At 60.9% G+C, this 14,817-nt stretch carries 9 protein-coding genes; 6 read left to right on the forward strand and 3 right to left on the reverse strand.

Annotated elements, in window-relative coordinates; translation table 11 throughout:
* Window positions 1–57 precede the first annotated feature (57 nt).
* Both GAO09_RS14375 and GAO09_RS14380 read left to right on the forward strand, forming a co-directional pair.
* Window positions 58–1,509 (forward strand): DUF2778 domain-containing protein, encoded by a 1,452-nt coding sequence (locus tag GAO09_RS14375; protein WP_153354696.1) that lies wholly within the window; start codon window positions 58–60, stop codon window positions 1,507–1,509.
* Window positions 1,510–1,693: 184 nt separating this feature from the next.
* Window positions 1,694–2,800 (forward strand): alpha/beta hydrolase, encoded by a 1,107-nt coding sequence (locus tag GAO09_RS14380; RefSeq protein ID WP_153354697.1) that lies wholly within the window; start codon window positions 1,694–1,696, stop codon window positions 2,798–2,800.
* Window positions 2,801–2,806: 6 nt separating this feature from the next.
* Here the strand turns inward: GAO09_RS14380 and GAO09_RS30365 are convergent, their stop codons facing one another.
* The 3 genes from GAO09_RS30365 to GAO09_RS14395 all read right to left on the reverse strand — a co-directional run bounded on the left by GAO09_RS30365 (window position 2,807) and on the right by GAO09_RS14395 (window position 7,669).
* Window positions 2,807–4,228: an SMI1/KNR4 family protein gene (locus GAO09_RS30365; protein WP_153354698.1), complete on the reverse strand. Its 1,422-nt coding sequence runs from the start codon at window positions 4,226–4,228 to the stop codon at window positions 2,807–2,809.
* A gap of 113 nt (window positions 4,229–4,341) precedes the next feature.
* Complete coding sequence (locus GAO09_RS14390; RefSeq protein ID WP_153354699.1) at window positions 4,342–5,112, reverse strand: metallophosphoesterase; 771 nt, start codon at window positions 5,110–5,112, stop codon at window positions 4,342–4,344.
* A 13-nt stretch (window positions 5,113–5,125) separates the two neighbouring features.
* Window positions 5,126–7,669 carry an ATP-dependent helicase gene (locus GAO09_RS14395; RefSeq protein WP_153354700.1) on the reverse strand — a complete coding sequence of 848 codons (2,544 nt, stop codon included), beginning with the start codon at window positions 7,667–7,669 and terminating at the stop codon, window positions 5,126–5,128.
* A gap of 294 nt (window positions 7,670–7,963) precedes the next feature.
* Here GAO09_RS14395 and GAO09_RS14400 point away from each other — a divergent pair, with 294 nt between their 5' ends.
* The 4 genes from GAO09_RS14400 to GAO09_RS14415 all read left to right on the forward strand — a co-directional run bounded on the left by GAO09_RS14400 (window position 7,964) and on the right by GAO09_RS14415 (window position 14,804).
* Entirely contained in the window at window positions 7,964–9,142 is a 1,179-nt protein-coding gene (locus tag GAO09_RS14400; protein ID WP_153354701.1) for an efflux RND transporter periplasmic adaptor subunit, read from the forward strand.
* Window positions 9,139–12,315, forward strand: coding sequence for an efflux RND transporter permease subunit (locus GAO09_RS14405; RefSeq protein ID WP_153354702.1), 3,177 nt, complete (start codon window positions 9,139–9,141; stop codon window positions 12,313–12,315). The genes GAO09_RS14400 and GAO09_RS14405 overlap by 4 nt, the downstream gene beginning before the upstream one ends.
* 105 nt (window positions 12,316–12,420) lie before the next feature.
* Window positions 12,421–14,412: a GAF domain-containing protein gene (locus tag GAO09_RS14410; protein ID WP_153354703.1), complete on the forward strand. Its 1,992-nt coding sequence runs from the start codon at window positions 12,421–12,423 to the stop codon at window positions 14,410–14,412.
* 2 nt (window positions 14,413–14,414) lie between these two features.
* The gene (locus GAO09_RS14415) at window positions 14,415–14,804 is read left to right on the forward strand and encodes a response regulator (RefSeq protein WP_235938152.1); all 390 of its coding nucleotides are present in this window, start codon (window positions 14,415–14,417) and stop codon (window positions 14,802–14,804) included.
* Window positions 14,805–14,817 lie beyond the last annotated feature (13 nt).

Raw genomic sequence — 14,817 nt, forward strand, 5'->3', positions numbered from 1 at the left:
CGGTGGCGCGGCGTTCGGTAGCGCCTCCGGTGTGCGTAGAGTGTGCGGGTATCCAGTATGGCGCTGACAATCGACAATTTCGACAATCCCTATGAGCGTCCCGCTGGCAAGGGAAAAGGCCGCAAGCAGGCCTCCAAAGGCAAATCCAAAGTCGCATTCCTCGGCACCGTTATTCTCGGTGCGACGCTGCTCGGTGGCGTCTGGGTTGGTGCGGCCGTCCTGTCTGTCGGCAAGATGGCCGGCACGACCAACCTGACCCCGCAGCCGAAATTCCAGACCGTTCTGTCCATGCGTGTGGCGTCGCCGGTGCCTGTCGCTGCCGAGCAGAACCATCTGCTGGCCGCGGACGCGGACCCGCAGCGTCTTATCAACGTCTCCAAGTTTTCGCGCATTCCGACATCCGTCGATGCGAAGTCCGGCCGCCTTGACGGCGCGGAAGCCTCAGTGATGGCGGCCTTGCGGCCGGCTGATGATGCCGTGCGCAGCGGTCTCGATGTTGCTCTCGGTAAAGCTGCCGCCAAGGTGAAGGCAGCCGAGGAAGAACGTCAGTTCACCGCTCTGATGGCCGCCCGTCCGGATGCGGATGTGATTCGCAGCGCATTGATGCCGGCGATGGAAAATGTCGTGGCCGTCGCGCCCCGTGGCGAAATGCCGGACATTTTGCAGGATATCGCCCCGGCGACCTCCGTCGCAGAACTGAAGGATATCGATCCGGTCGAGGTTGACGGTGGCGTCGAGTTGGCTGAAGCCGAAGACGACGCGGCAGCAAAGCCGACCGAAGTTGCGCTGGCTGAAATCCTGCCGAAGAACGGCCCGATGCCGTTCGGCCGTCCACAGGCTGAAAAGGTCGTTGCCGCAGCAAAGCCGGCCAAGCCGGAGGCCGATGGAGCAACACCGCGCAGCGGTCTCGATGCCATCGCCCGCGTTTCGCCGCAAAAACCTTCTCGTGATGATAAGCCGGAGAGCGCGCTCGCCTTCGCCAAGCCCGACAATCCGATGCGCCAGACGGCGCCATCCGCGCCGTCGCGCTCTGCCCCCAGCTGGCCGGGTATCGGTAGCAAGGTTGCTATCTACGATATTACAAATGCGACCGTGCATATGCCCAATGGCACAAAGCTCGAGGCCCATTCCGGCATCGGCAAGCTGCGTGACGATCCGAATATGACGCATGTGAAGATGAAGGGCCCGACGCCTGCGGGAACCTACAAGCTGTCCATGCGCGAATCGCTATTCCATGGCGTTGCCGCCATCCGCCTGACCTCGGTCGACGGCAAGCATCCGAAGAACCGCACCGGGCTTCTGGCTCACAGCTATCTCCTGCGCACCCGCGGAGACAGCCATGGCTGCGTTGCCTTCGCCCAGTATGACAAGTTTCTGGCGGCCTTCCGCCGCGGCGAGATCACTCACATGGTCATCGTTGACGAATGGGACGGCAAGCGCCCCGGCCGCGGCGGTTCCTCCTCCGGCAAGACGCTGGTGGACCTGTTCAAGCGCGGCAACGACGCCTGATTTTCTCCCGCATGTTTTGATGAAAACGCCGCCTCCAGAGGGCGGCGTTTTTGCATTTTAGGCCCGGTGATTGTTTCGTGTTTGTAACAGCATCAACAGCACGCTTGACGATTGCCGGTCATGGTCGCGATGATCGGGCCAGTCCGCGCGAAGCCGCTGCGGATGTGACCCGAAAGATTGATCGATGCCGTTTTCATCATTCCTTGATCGCCGTGCCATGCGCCGCCATTCTCTCCCTTTTTTCCGCTTGCGCGGTGGTCTCGCGGCACTTTCACTTGCCGTCGCGACAAGTCTCTCCGTTGCCGGCGGCGTGATGGCACAGACACAAGGGCCGCTCGCCTCGGCGTCGGCCTGCCGGGCGGATTATCGCCAGTTCTGCCGGGGCCTGCGGCCGGGCGGCGGTGCCATTGCGTCCTGCCTGCGCGAACATCATGCTTCCTTGATGCCAACCTGTTCTGCCGCACTTGACCGCTTCAATGCCGATCGCCGTCGCGGCGGAGCCATCAGCGAGAGTTCAAGACTGCCGCAGGGCGTGCGTATACAGCATGATCTTAGCTATGGTCAGGCAGCGGAACAGCGGCTCGATCTCTACCGGCCGGACAAGCTGCCCACCGATGCCCCGATTATCGTCATGGTGCATGGCGGCGGCTGGGCGCGCGGTTCGAAAGCGGCTGCCAATGTGGTGGATAACAAGGTGGCCCACTGGCTGCCTAAGGGTATGATCTTCGTGTCCGTCGAGACCCGTCTTCTGCCGCAGGCAGACCCGCTGCAGCAGGCGCAGGACGTGGCCTCGGCACTCGCATTCGTGCAGCAAAAGGCAGTTTCATGGGGCGGTGATGCGAACAGGATCGTGCTGATGGGCCATTCCGCCGGCGCGCATGTCGCCATGCTGGTCACCGCCGATGCCGGTCTTCAGACAAGGGCAGGGGTAAAACCATGGCGCGCCACGGTGGCGCTCGACAGCGGCGCCTATGACGTGACGGCGCTGATGCGCGCCGGTCACGCCCGCCTGTTCGACCGCGCTTTCGGCAAGGATCCGGCTTTCTGGGAAAAGACCTCGCCCTTGGCGCAGTTGAAGGATGCCAAAACGCTGCCGCCGGTCCTGCTGGTCTGCTCCAGCCTGCGCCGCACCTCCTGCGAACAGGCGCGCGCCTTTGCGCGCAAGGCGGGGCCGAAGGCCGAGGTTCTGGCCGTGGCACTGCGTCACGGCGAGATCAATGCAAAACTCGGCACGCCGGGTATCTATACCGACGATGTCGATGCGTTCTTGAGCCGGCAGGGTGTGCGGTGAGGGAGGTTACGATAGTTCCAGTTCGCCGCGTTCCATGGTGACGACAAATTGCTCGAACCACTCGGCAAATGACGGAGCCAGAATGTTGCGTGTTTCCTCGTCATGCCTGAAATCGATGACCCGGCTTTTACCATCAGATATCTCGACGGCATAATGATCGCCACCCCAACTGGTGGTGAACGGGATCCATTCCCGTTTCCACCATTCGGGACTTTCGAAATCCGCACCGATCATGCCGTCGAGCTCGGCTTTCGTTTCCCCGCTGTCGTCCAGTGAGATGAAACGATGGTTGTGCAGAAGGGCATCTGAACTTTCGTCACCCACAAGCGGATCATCGGGCGAGCCGTTTTTCCATTTCCACACCAACCGCAGTTCGGGCGGCAGTGTCAGGCCGAAACGTCTTTCATAGGCATCCAGCTCTGCGTCGGACACACCGGGCTTGAGACCGGCGTAGAATCCGGGACGATTGGCACGTAACCAGCGATCGGCGCGATCGATCAGGGCGGGCATGTCCGGTTTCAGGGATTCGGTCGATGCAAGGGGAGCGCTGTCGGTTGTGGTCGTCATTGAGGTCGGACGCAGCCCCGCCGGCGCTTTTTCGGACTGGCCGAATATCATGTCTCTCAGAACGTGGCGTATGGGAAGGCATGCGGACTTGGGGAATGGCTTTTGCGCTGCATTTTCTATGTGAGGCAGCAGGTTTGGCAGGTGATCCTTGATGAAGGCTCCGGATTGCATGATGGCCGGTTCGACAAAGAGCTGTTGGCCTTCACCCAATCGCGCGTCTGGCAACTTTGCACCAGTCCAGCAGTCTGCTGCTTTTTGGGGTAATGACACAAGAAGGTAGGCATCGGAGTTTGTGTTCAGGTGGGTCAGTTGCAGGCCTGCTGAACGGAAGAACCTGTCGTAGCGGCCGATCAGTACGGGCAATTCCGTATATTCGCCGGCAAGGTCTCTCGCCTCTTTCAATATTGCCTGACGTTCACTGGGAGACGGTTTGCCCACTCCTGAGGCTGTCAGCATGGCGTCGAACGCGTCGGCAACCTCGTCGCCGCTTTCTTTCCAGTCGAACAATGCAAGCCGCTCATACAGGCGTGCACGGTCGAACCGGCTATTGGCCGCGAAATAGACGAGTGCCGTGGTGTTGGCATCCTCCGACGGGTCCCATCCTTCCCCGACGACTTCGGAGAAATCGGCTCTGGCAAACGCCTTCTCCGGCTCCTCTTCCAGCGCCTTCGCCATCTCCACGACTTTTCTGTCATTGTTGGACAGCATTCTGGCAAACCGCACCAGTGGTTTGTCGCGTTCACCTTGCAGGCCGCTATAGGTCCACCAGCCGACCGCGCCGATGACAAGCGCCGCCCCAGGTACGATGACCCCCAGACCGATGATGAGGGCAATCTTTAATCCACCCGTAAATTTACCCACGTCGCACCCCGATTTTCTCAATCCAGCCAATCTGTTAGGCCGTCTTCTTGCCTTGAGAAATATGGGGCGAATTTGCTCGTTGGCCAGCGCCGATTTGTGCCGGGATGAAACGCCTATACCGCCACGACAAAAGCCGGATCGAAATTGCCGAACGTCTCCTGTCCGGGATAACCGCGCGGATTGGCGAGCACGCGGGTTTCGCTAATCATGTAGTCGCTGTGGTGGTGAATATGGCCATGGATCCATAGATCCGGCTTGCCGGCCTCGATCATGCTGGTCAGGTCCGATGCATAGGCGGCGGCAATCAGCGTCGCACGATCGGCCGTCGGCAGGGATCGCTCGCTTGGCGCATGATGGGTAACGATCACCAGCCGGCCGTTCCCTTCGCCCGTCATGGCAGTCTCGATGGCCGTGCGGTCAAGCCGATGCTTGTTCAGGCTGTTGATCGGCAGGAACTTTCGAAACGGCTTTTTCGCATACTTGATCTTGCGATAGTCGTTCATGCGGCTCCGGGCTTCCGCCATGGCGCTGTCCTGCCAGTCATGCAGGCAAAAATCCGTCCATAAGGTGCCGCCCGCAAATCGTACGCCGGCAATGTCGACTGTTTCACCATCGAGAAAATGCAGGTTGTCGATGCCCGCAGCAAATGCCTTGCCGGCAAGAATGCTGTCGCCGAAGGCGGCATCGTAAAATTCGTGATTTCCGGCAACGAACACGACGGGCATGTGACCGGCAACGTTGTCTGCCAGCCATTCAAGGCTCGGCACCACGCCCCTGGTCAGCACATCGCCCGCCACCACGCAGACATCAGCCTGCGGGATTGTTAGCGGTAGAGACAGGGCGGTAAATTCGAGGTGGAGATCGGACATGACCCAGATGCGCATGCCCGACCTCATTTCATTCTTTGTCTTTGGCTGGCGCCCGCTCGACAAAACCGTCGAGCACACGTTTTTCACCGGCGCGGTCGAATTCGATGGTCAGCTTGTTGCCTTCCACCGCTGAGACATTGCCATTGCCGAACTTGATATGGAAAACCCGGTCGCCGACGAAATATTTCGATGGCGTTGTGGCGACCGACTTGGCCACAAGTTCGCCGTCGATCGTGCGACCGCGCGGGCCGCTCTCGCCGTAACCGATGCGTTCCACCGCATGGCCGGAGCGTGAACCCCAGTTGTCGCGGGTGGCGTCGGACTTGTTGGCCTGCGCGCGTTTCCAGCCCGGTGTCGAATAGGAGTTGGAGAACGGTTCGGCCTTGTCGAAACGCGACTGGCCGTAACCGCCGCGTCCGCCATAACCGCCATAGCTCGAATCCGAAGGTTCGGCGACATCCACATGTGCCGGCGGCAGTTCGTCGAGGAACCGTGACGGCATGGTCGATTGCCACAGGCCGTGAATACGCCGGTTGGAAACGAACCACAGATGGCAACGGTGTTTGGCGCGCGTCAGGCCCACATAGGCGAGGCGGCGTTCCTCCTCCAGCCCCGAACGTCCCCCTTCATCCAGCGCCCGCTGGTGCGGAAACAGGCCTTCCTCCCAGCCGGGCAGGAACACGGTGTCGAATTCCAGACCTTTTGCCGAGTGCAGGGTCATGATCGACACGGCGTCGAGGTTTTCGTTGGTCTCGGCATCCATGACCAGCGACACGTGCTCGAGGAAACCGCGCATGCTTTCGAACTGCTCCATTGAACGGATCAGTTCTTTCAGGTTTTCCAGACGCCCCGGCGCTTCCGCCGATTTGTCGTTCTTCCACATGTCGGTATAGCCGGATTCTTCGAGAATCTGTTCGGCCAGTTCCGTATGCGGCATGGTTTCCAGCCGCTCCTGCCAGTTCTTGAAGCTGGCGATGACGTCGAACAGCGCCTTGCGCGCCTTCGGCTTCAGCTCGTCCGTCTCGATGATGTCGGAAGCTGCCGCCAGCATCGGAATGTCACGGGCGCGGGCATAGTCATGCAGGTTGCGGATGGTGGTGTCGCCCAGCCCGCGTTTCGGTGTGTTGACGATGCGCTCGAAGGCCAGATCGTCGGCCGGCTGGCAGACGAGGCGGAAATAGGCCATCGCATCGCGCACTTCGAGACGCTCGTAAAAGCGCGGGCCGCCGATGACGCGATAGTTGAGGCCAAGGGTGACAAACCGGTCTTCGAACTCGCGCATCTGGAAGGAGGCACGCACGAGGATCGCCATGTCGTTCAGCGCATGTTTTTTGCCATTGGTGGCGTCGCCACGCTGCAGCCGTTCGATTTCCTCGCCGACGGCGCGCGCTTCCTCTTCCGAATCCCAGGCGGCATGCACCTGAACCTTCTCGTCGTCCGGATCGCTACGATCGGTAAACAGCGTCTTTCCCAATCGCCCTTCGTTATGGGCGATTAGATGGCCAGCGGCGCCGAGAATATGCTCTGTGGAGCGATAATTGCGCTCCAGCTTGATCACCTTGGCGCGGAGAAAATCCTTTTCGAAGCGGAGAATGTTGTCCACCTCGGCACCGCGCCAGCCATAGATCGACTGGTCATCGTCACCGACGCAGCAGACATTTTGCGGCACGCCCTTGGGGCGCTGCGCCAGCAGACGCAGCCACATGTACTGGGCGGTATTGGTGTCCTGATACTCGTCGACAAGGATATAACGAAAGCGCTCGTGATATTCCTTCAACAGATCCGGCGCCTTGCGGAACAGCGCGATCGGATGCAGCAGAAGATCGCCGAAATCGCAGGCATTGAGTGTGCGCAGGCGTGCCTGATAGGCGGCATAAAGCTCGCGGCCCTTGCCATTGGCAAAAGCGCGGGCGTCACCTTCCGGAATATCTGGCGGCAGCAGGCCCTTGTTCTTCCAGCCATCGATCATGCCGGCAAACTGTTTTGCCGGCCAGCGCTTGTCGTCCAGACCTTCGGCCTGAATCAGCTGCTTGATCAGCCGCACCACGTCGTCGGTGTCCAAAATGGTGAAGTCGGAGCGCAGGCCCACCAGTTCCGCATGACGTCTGAGCAGTTTCACACCGATCGAGTGAAACGTACCGAGCCACGGCATGCCTTCGACGGCGCCGCCGACAAGAACGCCGATGCGCTCCTTCATCTCGCGCGCCGCCTTGTTGGTGAAGGTCACGGCAAGGATCTGGCTCGGCCATGCCTTTCCGGTCGCAAGGATATGGGCGATGCGGGTGGTCAGCACGCGTGTCTTGCCGGTGCCGGCGCCGGCGAGGACGAGAACCGGACCGTCGATCGTCTCCACCGCCTCGCGCTGTTCCGGGTTGAGGCCGGACAGGTAGTCGATGGAGGCACGGTTCAGGTCGCGCGCCGCCATGGCGCGGGCAGCAATGCCCAGGCCACCGCCTGCCGGCGGGGCTGCCTGACCGGCGGCCGGGACAGAGGCATCGTTGCCGCGGCTCTTAGGGCTGCGGGGTTCCGGCTCTTCATCGAAGAACGGGATATCGTCGAAACTGTTACTCATGGGGCCAATGTAGTGATTCGGAACCGAAAGGCCAGAAAAGATGTTCTGGTTTCATTCCAATTTGCCATGTCCGCTGGGGACTTTCTCGCTGATGGTTACAGTAAAGGCGGAAACAGGCAGCCTGATGGCAAGCAATATGCACAGGAAATGATCTTGCCTGAACAAGGTTTGCGCATCTGACATATGCGTGAAATTCCCATAGGTTACAAATCGGTAAGGTACCCCGCCAAGCATTGCGCAAAGAGGCTGAAACGGAGATACTTCGCTCACTCAAGTTGAATGCCGGAGACATGCATGCGGATCGGAAACCAGCTCCTGACCTCGGTTGCAGTGTTGCTTGCGGGGCTCTGTTTGTGGGTCTGGTTGTCGGCGGATGCTGCCCGAACACTTGTTTCCATGGGCGCTCCGGAAAGTGTGGTGGCGAAGATCAATCCGGCCGTGACTGAGCCTGTCTCGGCCGAGCCATCCTCTGGTAATGGCACCGCAGCAGCCACGCCACGCGCCGGTGGCGGTGGTCAGCAGGCTGTTCTGGTCGCCACACGCCCGGTCGGCAAGGGTATCGTCAACGACCAGCTGTCGGCCATCGGCAGCGGTGAGGCCATCCAGTCGGTCATCGTCATGCCGCAGGCGGCAGGCACGATCAACGAGATCCACGTCAAATCCGGTGACATGGTCACCAAGGGCCAGATCCTTGCCCAGCTCGATGACGAAGAGCAGATCATCCTGCGTGATCAGGCAAAGGTCCTGCTTCGCAGCGCCACCGAAAAGGCCGAGAGCTATTCGGCACTCAAGAGTTTCTCCCGCCTCGATGTCCTCGACGCCCAGATCGCCAAGGAAACCGCGCAGCTGGCGCTGACCAATGCCGAACTGGCCCTGAAGCGCCGCTCCGTGGTTGCTCCCATCGATGGCATTGTCGGCATCGTCGCCATCAATATCGGCGACAACGTCACTACAGCCAGCAATGTCGTGCAGGTGGACAACCGCCAGCAGCTGCTGGTCGATTTCTGGGCGCCGGAACGTTTTGCCGTGCAGGTCAAGGTCGGCATGCCGGTCGAGGCGACATCGGCTTCACGTCCGGGCCGCGTCTTTGAAGGATCGTTGGATGCCATCGACAACCGTGTCGATCCTGCCAGCCGCACCATCCGCATTCGCGCCAAGATCGAAAACGAGGACGACCTCCTGCGCGCCGGCATGTCCTTCGGCGTCACCATGCGTTTTCCCGGCGAAACCTATGCCACGGTCGATCCGCTGGCCGTCCAGTGGGACAGCAAGGGTTCGTTCGTCTGGCAGATCGTCGACAAGAAGTCGGTCAAGGCCCGCGTGCGCATCATCCAGCGCAATCCCGATGCCATTCTCGTCGCCGGCGGTGTGAAGGAAGGCGATATCGTTGCCACCGAAGGTTTGCAGCGCGTGCGTGAAAACGGCACCGTCCGCATTGCCGGTGAAAAGCCGCCGGAGGTCGCCAGCCGATGAGCATCAATGACGAGACCGAAAACAGGTCCGGCCACGAAAAAAGCGCCAACAGCCAGAAGACCTTTACCGCATTGTTCGTTCGTCGCCCGGTTCTCGCCGCGGTTCTGAACACGCTGCTCGTCGTTGCCGGACTGGCAGCACTTGTCGGCATCGAAGTGCGCGAATTGCCGGATGTCGACCAGCCGGTCATCAGCGTGCGCACCACCTATGACGGCGCCTCCGCCCAGACGATGGACCAGGAAGTCACCGATATCATCGAAGGCGCCGTTGCCCGCGTCAGCGGTCTCAAAACGATCTCATCCATCTCCGATTTCGGCCAGAGCCGCGTGACGCTGGAATTCAGCGACACCGCCGATCTCGCCGTTGCCGCCAACGATGTGCGCGATGCGCTCGGACGCGTCACCAACCAGTTGCCGGAGGATGCCGACGAACCGCGCATCATCAAGGCCGACAGCGACAGCCAGCCGATCATGCGCCTTGCCGTCACGTCCACGACCCTGTCGATGGAAGACCTGACGCTGCTGGTCGAAAACGAGATTTCCGACCGTCTGGCCGCCGTCGATGGCGTTGCCGACGTCGAGCTCTATGGCGATCAGGAAAAGGTGTTTCGCGTTGACGTCGATCAGGAAGCGCTGGCCGGTCGCGGCCTGACGATCGCCGATCTGTCCGCATCCCTGTCCACCGCCGCACTGGACGTGCCGGCCGGCTCGCTGGAATCCTCCACGCAGGACATCATCGTCCGCGCGACCGCCAACCTCACCAAGCCGGAGGATTTCGAAAACATCCTGATCGGCGACAATGTTCGTCTGCGCGATGTCGCGACCGTCATGCTCGGCCCGGATGATGGCACCACGGCGCTGCGCTCCAACAGCGTGCCCGGTATCGGCCTCGGCGTGCTGCGTCAGGCGCAGTCCAACACGCTCAGCATTTCCGAAGGCGTCAAGAAGGCCGTCGCTGCCCTGCAGCCCAACCTGCCGGAAGGCACGCGCATCGCCATTACCAGTGACGATGCCGTCTTCATCGAAGGCGCGTTGCACGAGGTGGAAATTGCGCTCGGGCTCTCCAGCCTGATCGTCGTGGTGGTCATCTATCTCTTCCTGCGCGATTGGAAGGCGACACTGATCCCGGCTCTCACCATCCCGGTCGCCCTGATCGGCACGCTGGTGGCGATCTATATGGTCGGCTTCTCCATCAATATCCTGACGCTGCTTGCCATCGTTCTCGCCACCGGCCTGGTGGTGGATGACGCGATCGTGGTGCTGGAAAATATCGTGCGACGACGTGCCGAAGGCATGGGGCCGCGCGCTGCTGCCGTGCTTGGCACACAGGAAGTGTTTTTTGCGGTTCTGGCGACGACGGCAACGCTCGCGGCCGTGTTCATTCCGCTGTCCTTCCTGCCCGGCCAGATGGGCGGCCTGTTCCGCGAGTTCGGTTTCGTGCTGGCATTCGCCGTGGGTCTTTCGTCGATTACCGCGCTGACGCTCTGCCCGATGATGGCGTCGCGCATGCTGACAAAGCCGATGCGCGAGGATCACGGCATGCTCGGTCGCTTTGGCGGCTTCCTCTCCTCGCTTTATACCCGCAGCCTCAGCGCCTGCCTCAACGCGCCGCTGGCCGTCATCATCGTCGGGCTGTTGATTGCCGGTGTCGCCTATACGATGTTCGGCCGGGTCCACAGCGAACTGACACCGCAGGAAGATCGCGCCATGGTCATGCTGCGCGCCACCGCACCGGAAGGGGTCAGCCTCGATTACACGCGCGACAAGCTGCAACTGATCGAGGAAAAGCTGCAGCCGCTGCGTGACAGCGGCGAGATCCAGAACATCTTCTCGATTTCGGGGCAGGGCGGTGCGTCCAACAGCGGCTTCATGGTACTCACTCTGGCGCCCTGGGGCGAACGTGAGCGCAGCCAGGCGCAGATCGTCAAGGATATCAACGCCGCCGTTTCCACCGTGCCGGCTCTGCGCGGCAATGCCGTGCAGCAGAACAGTCTTCGCATCCGTGGCGCCGGCAACGGCCTGCAGATGGCGATGGTCGGCACCGATCACGAGGCGCTGACGGAGGCGTCGATCAAGCTTGTCGAGGCACTGCGCCAGACCAACCTGTTCGATACGCCCCGCCTCAATGACGAACCGAACCAGGCGCAGATCTTTGTCACCGTCAACCGCGAGCGTGCGTCCGACCTCGGCATCGATATCAAGGCGCTCGGCACCTCCATCCAGTCGCTGCTGGAAGGCAGGTCCGTCGTTGATGTTTTCGTCGATGGCGAGGCGATCCCGGTCAAGCTGAAATCGACGACGCGGCCGATCGATGATCCGACCGATCTCGAAAACATTTTTCTGAAGACCAAGGACGGGCGCATGGTGCCGATGTCCACGGTCGCCACGCTGGAAGAGCGCGCCGTGTCGCCGTCACTGCGCCGTGAACAGCAGCTGGCTGCCGTCTCCTTCTCAGCGGGTCTCAAGGATGGCGTGTCGCTCGGTCAGGCGGTGCAGGTTGCCACCCAACTGGCCGAACCTCTGATGCCGCAGGGCTCGCGCCTGATACCGCTTGCCGAAGCCGCTACGCTTCAGGAAAACTCCTCCGGCATGGCGCTCACCTTCGGTTTCGCCATCGCCATCATTTTTTTGGTTCTGGCGGCGCAGTTCGAAAGCGTATTGTCGTCGATCATCATCATGTCGACCGTGCCGCTCGGTCTCGCCTGCGCCGTCTTCGCGCTGGTGCTGACCGGATCGAGCCTCAACGTCTACAGCCAGATCGGCCTCGTGCTCTTGATCGGCGTCATGGCCAAGAACGGCATTCTCATCGTTGAGTTCGCCAATCACCTGCGTGATGCCGGTGCCTCGTGCCGGGAAGCGATCGAAAAGGCCTGCAGCATTCGTCTGCGGCCCGTGATGATGACGATGATTGCAGCCGTGCTCGGCGGCGTGCCGCTGGTTCTGGCGCAAGGGGCAGGCGCCGAAGCCCGTATCGCGCTCGGCTGGGTCATCGTCGGCGGCCTCGGCATGGCGACGCTGGTGACACTCTACATCACCCCGGTTGCCTATCTTCTGCTGGCCCGCTTCGGCAAGCCGCATGCCCAGGAAGCGCAGCGTCTGCATGACGAACTGGCGCTGGCCCACGGTCGTGCCGCCAATGCGCCGAAGGAGCGTCCGCTGCAGGCGGCCGAATGACAGGCGACCGAGCAAGTATCGGATCCATATGGTGCATATTGCTTTTTTAGCGGTTTGCGCCATGTTGGGCTGTGCAAGGCAGTCCGGCAAAAGGTTGAGTAGACGGTGACATCTGAGCGTGACGACACCCGACGGCTGGAAGCGCTTGCCCTTTACGAGATCATGGATACGCCGCCGGAGCCGGAATTCGATGATATCGTCCTGCTTGCCTCGGAAATCTGCCAGACACCGGTATCTCTCGTCAGTCTTGTCGAGACCGAGCGGCAATGGTTCAAGGCGCGTATCGGTTTCGAGCAGTGTGAGACGCCGATCGGACAATCGGTCTGTGCACATTCCCTCACCAGCAGCGACCTGCTCGTTATTCCGGATTTGAGCGCTGATGTCCGCACGCGTGACAACCGTCTCGTCACCCACGATCCGTTCATCCGCTTTTATGCGGGAGCGCCGCTGATCTCGCCGGAGGGCGTGGCGATCGGAACCCTGTGCGTGATCGACAAGGTGGCGCGGCCGGATGGACTGAACGATACGCAGCGCCGTTCGTTGGCCGCCTTGGCGCGGCAGGTGGTCGTTCTTCTGGAAATGCGGCGTATTTCCAGCCGCAAGGATGATCTGTTCCGTCGCCAGAAGCGCATTAGCTCGGAAGTTCGCGCCATTGCGGCCAGCAGCATCGCCGCGCAGGAAGCGGGCGGTATCGGCACGTTCGATATCGATGTTGCTTCAGGCCGCATGAAAATTTCGGCGGAAGGCTGCCGCATCTTTCATTTGCCTATTCAGGACGAATATCCGGCCAACGTCATTTACGATTTCATCCTGCCACAAGACCGCCATCTACCTTCCGCTGACAGGACGCGGATGGACGGCACGGCATCGCTTGAGACCGAATACCGAATTCATACGCCGCAAGGCGCTATCCGCTGGATTTCGCGCCGCGCCTCTTTCCATCGTGACGCTGAAGGCCGTGCGATGCGTATGGTCGGCACCCTCAAGGATGTGACCGAGGAGCGCAATGCGCATGCGCGGATGCAGGCGCTGATCAGGCTGGGCGACGTTCTGCGCGATACTGACGATGTCCAGCAAGCAGCTTTTGATGCAGCCGAACTGATGGCAGAGGCACTCGGCGCCACCCGTGCCGGTTTCGGCATGGTCGATCCCGTCGCAGAAACCGTGCTGATGCACCGCGACTGGCGCGCACCGGGTGTCGCCACGCTGGAAGGCCTGCATCATTTTCGTGATTACGGATCCTTTATCGAGGACCTGCGCCGTGGTGAGACCGTTCTGATTGGCGATGTCACCACGGATCCGCGCACGCGCGACCAATTTCAGACGCTGCTTGATATCGGCATCCGGGTACTGGTCAACGTGCCGGTCTTCGACAAGGGCCAGTTCAATCTCGTGGTGTTCGTGCATTCTAACGAGCCGCGTCAATGGTCCGATGCCGAACTGGATTTCATTCGCAGTGTTGGCGACCGTCTGCAGTCGGCGATTGGCCGGCTGCTGGCGGAGATGGATCAGGATATCCTCAACCGCGAACTCAGCCACCGGCTGAAGAACACGCTGTCGATCGTGCAGGCGATCGCCACCCAGACCCTGCGCGCTGTCCAGAACCGCGGTCCGATCGAATCCTTCGAGAAGCGGCTTCAGGCGTTGAGTTCGGCCCATGATGTGCTGATCCACCGCAATTGGACAGGCGCTTCCATAAAGGATCTGGTTTCGGATACGCTGGATCGGATCGGCATGCTGGAACGGGCCGACGTTTCCGGACCAGCCATCTTCATCGGCCCGAAGGCGACGCAGTCTGTCATGCTGCTACTGCACGAATTGGCGACCAATGCGGTGAAATATGGTAGCCTTTCGAACGAAACGGGGAAGGTGGCCGTCAAATGGGACATCAGCGGCCCTGCTGATAACCCGCAACTATCCTTCTCCTGGCAGGAGGCAGGGGGGCCGCCGGTGACGGAACCGACACAGCGTGGTTTCGGTTCACGTCTCATTCGCATGGGGCTTCTGGGAACCGGAGACGTCGACATCCGTTATGACGCACCGGGAATCATGATAGTGATGCGCGCGTCGCTCTCACATTTGCAGGAAGCCGGCTGAAAATGGGTCAATCACAGATGTTTGCCAAGCCTACGGTTCTTGTCGTGGAAGACGAACCGCTTTTGCGCATGATGGCGGTCGATCTGGTCGAAGACGCCGGTTTCGAGGCGCTTGAAGCCGCGAATGCCGATGAAGCGATCAAGATTCTCGAATGTCGCAGCGATATCTGTGTCGTGTTCACGGATATCGATATGCCGGGCAGTATGGATGGCCTTCTTCTCGCCGCTGCCGTGCGCGATCGCTGGCCGCCTATCGAGATCATCCTCACATCCGGACATGTGCATATCAGTGAAGTCGAGGTTCCGCACGGCGGCGTGTTCTTCTCCAAGCCTTATGATCACTCGGCTCTCACGCGCACGCTGCAATCCATGGCGAGCGGTTCCGGGCATTGATCGCAGATGACCG

The sequence above is a fragment of the Endobacterium cereale genome (genome assembly GCF_009617585.1).
In the GTDB taxonomy this organism is placed as follows: Bacteria; Pseudomonadota; Alphaproteobacteria; order Rhizobiales; family Rhizobiaceae; genus Neorhizobium; species Neorhizobium cereale.

Excerpts from the sequence above, each read along its gene's own strand:
- GAO09_RS14395 (WP_153354700.1), bottom strand. The coding sequence starts at position 7,669 with ATGAGTAACAGTTTCGACGATATCCCGTTCTTCGATGAAGAGCCGGAA.
- GAO09_RS14405 (WP_153354702.1), top strand. The coding sequence starts at position 9,139 with ATGAGCATCAATGACGAGACCGAAAACAGGTCCGGCCACGAAAAAAGC.
- GAO09_RS14380 (WP_153354697.1), top strand. The coding sequence starts at position 1,694 with ATGCCGTTTTCATCATTCCTTGATCGCCGTGCCATGCGCCGCCATTCT.
- GAO09_RS14390 (WP_153354699.1), bottom strand. The coding sequence starts at position 5,112 with ATGCGCATCTGGGTCATGTCCGATCTCCACCTCGAATTTACCGCCCTG.
- GAO09_RS14415 (WP_235938152.1), top strand. The coding sequence starts at position 14,415 with ATGGGTCAATCACAGATGTTTGCCAAGCCTACGGTTCTTGTCGTGGAA.
- GAO09_RS14400 (WP_153354701.1), top strand. The coding sequence starts at position 7,964 with ATGCGGATCGGAAACCAGCTCCTGACCTCGGTTGCAGTGTTGCTTGCG.
- GAO09_RS14375 (WP_153354696.1), top strand. The coding sequence starts at position 58 with ATGGCGCTGACAATCGACAATTTCGACAATCCCTATGAGCGTCCCGCT.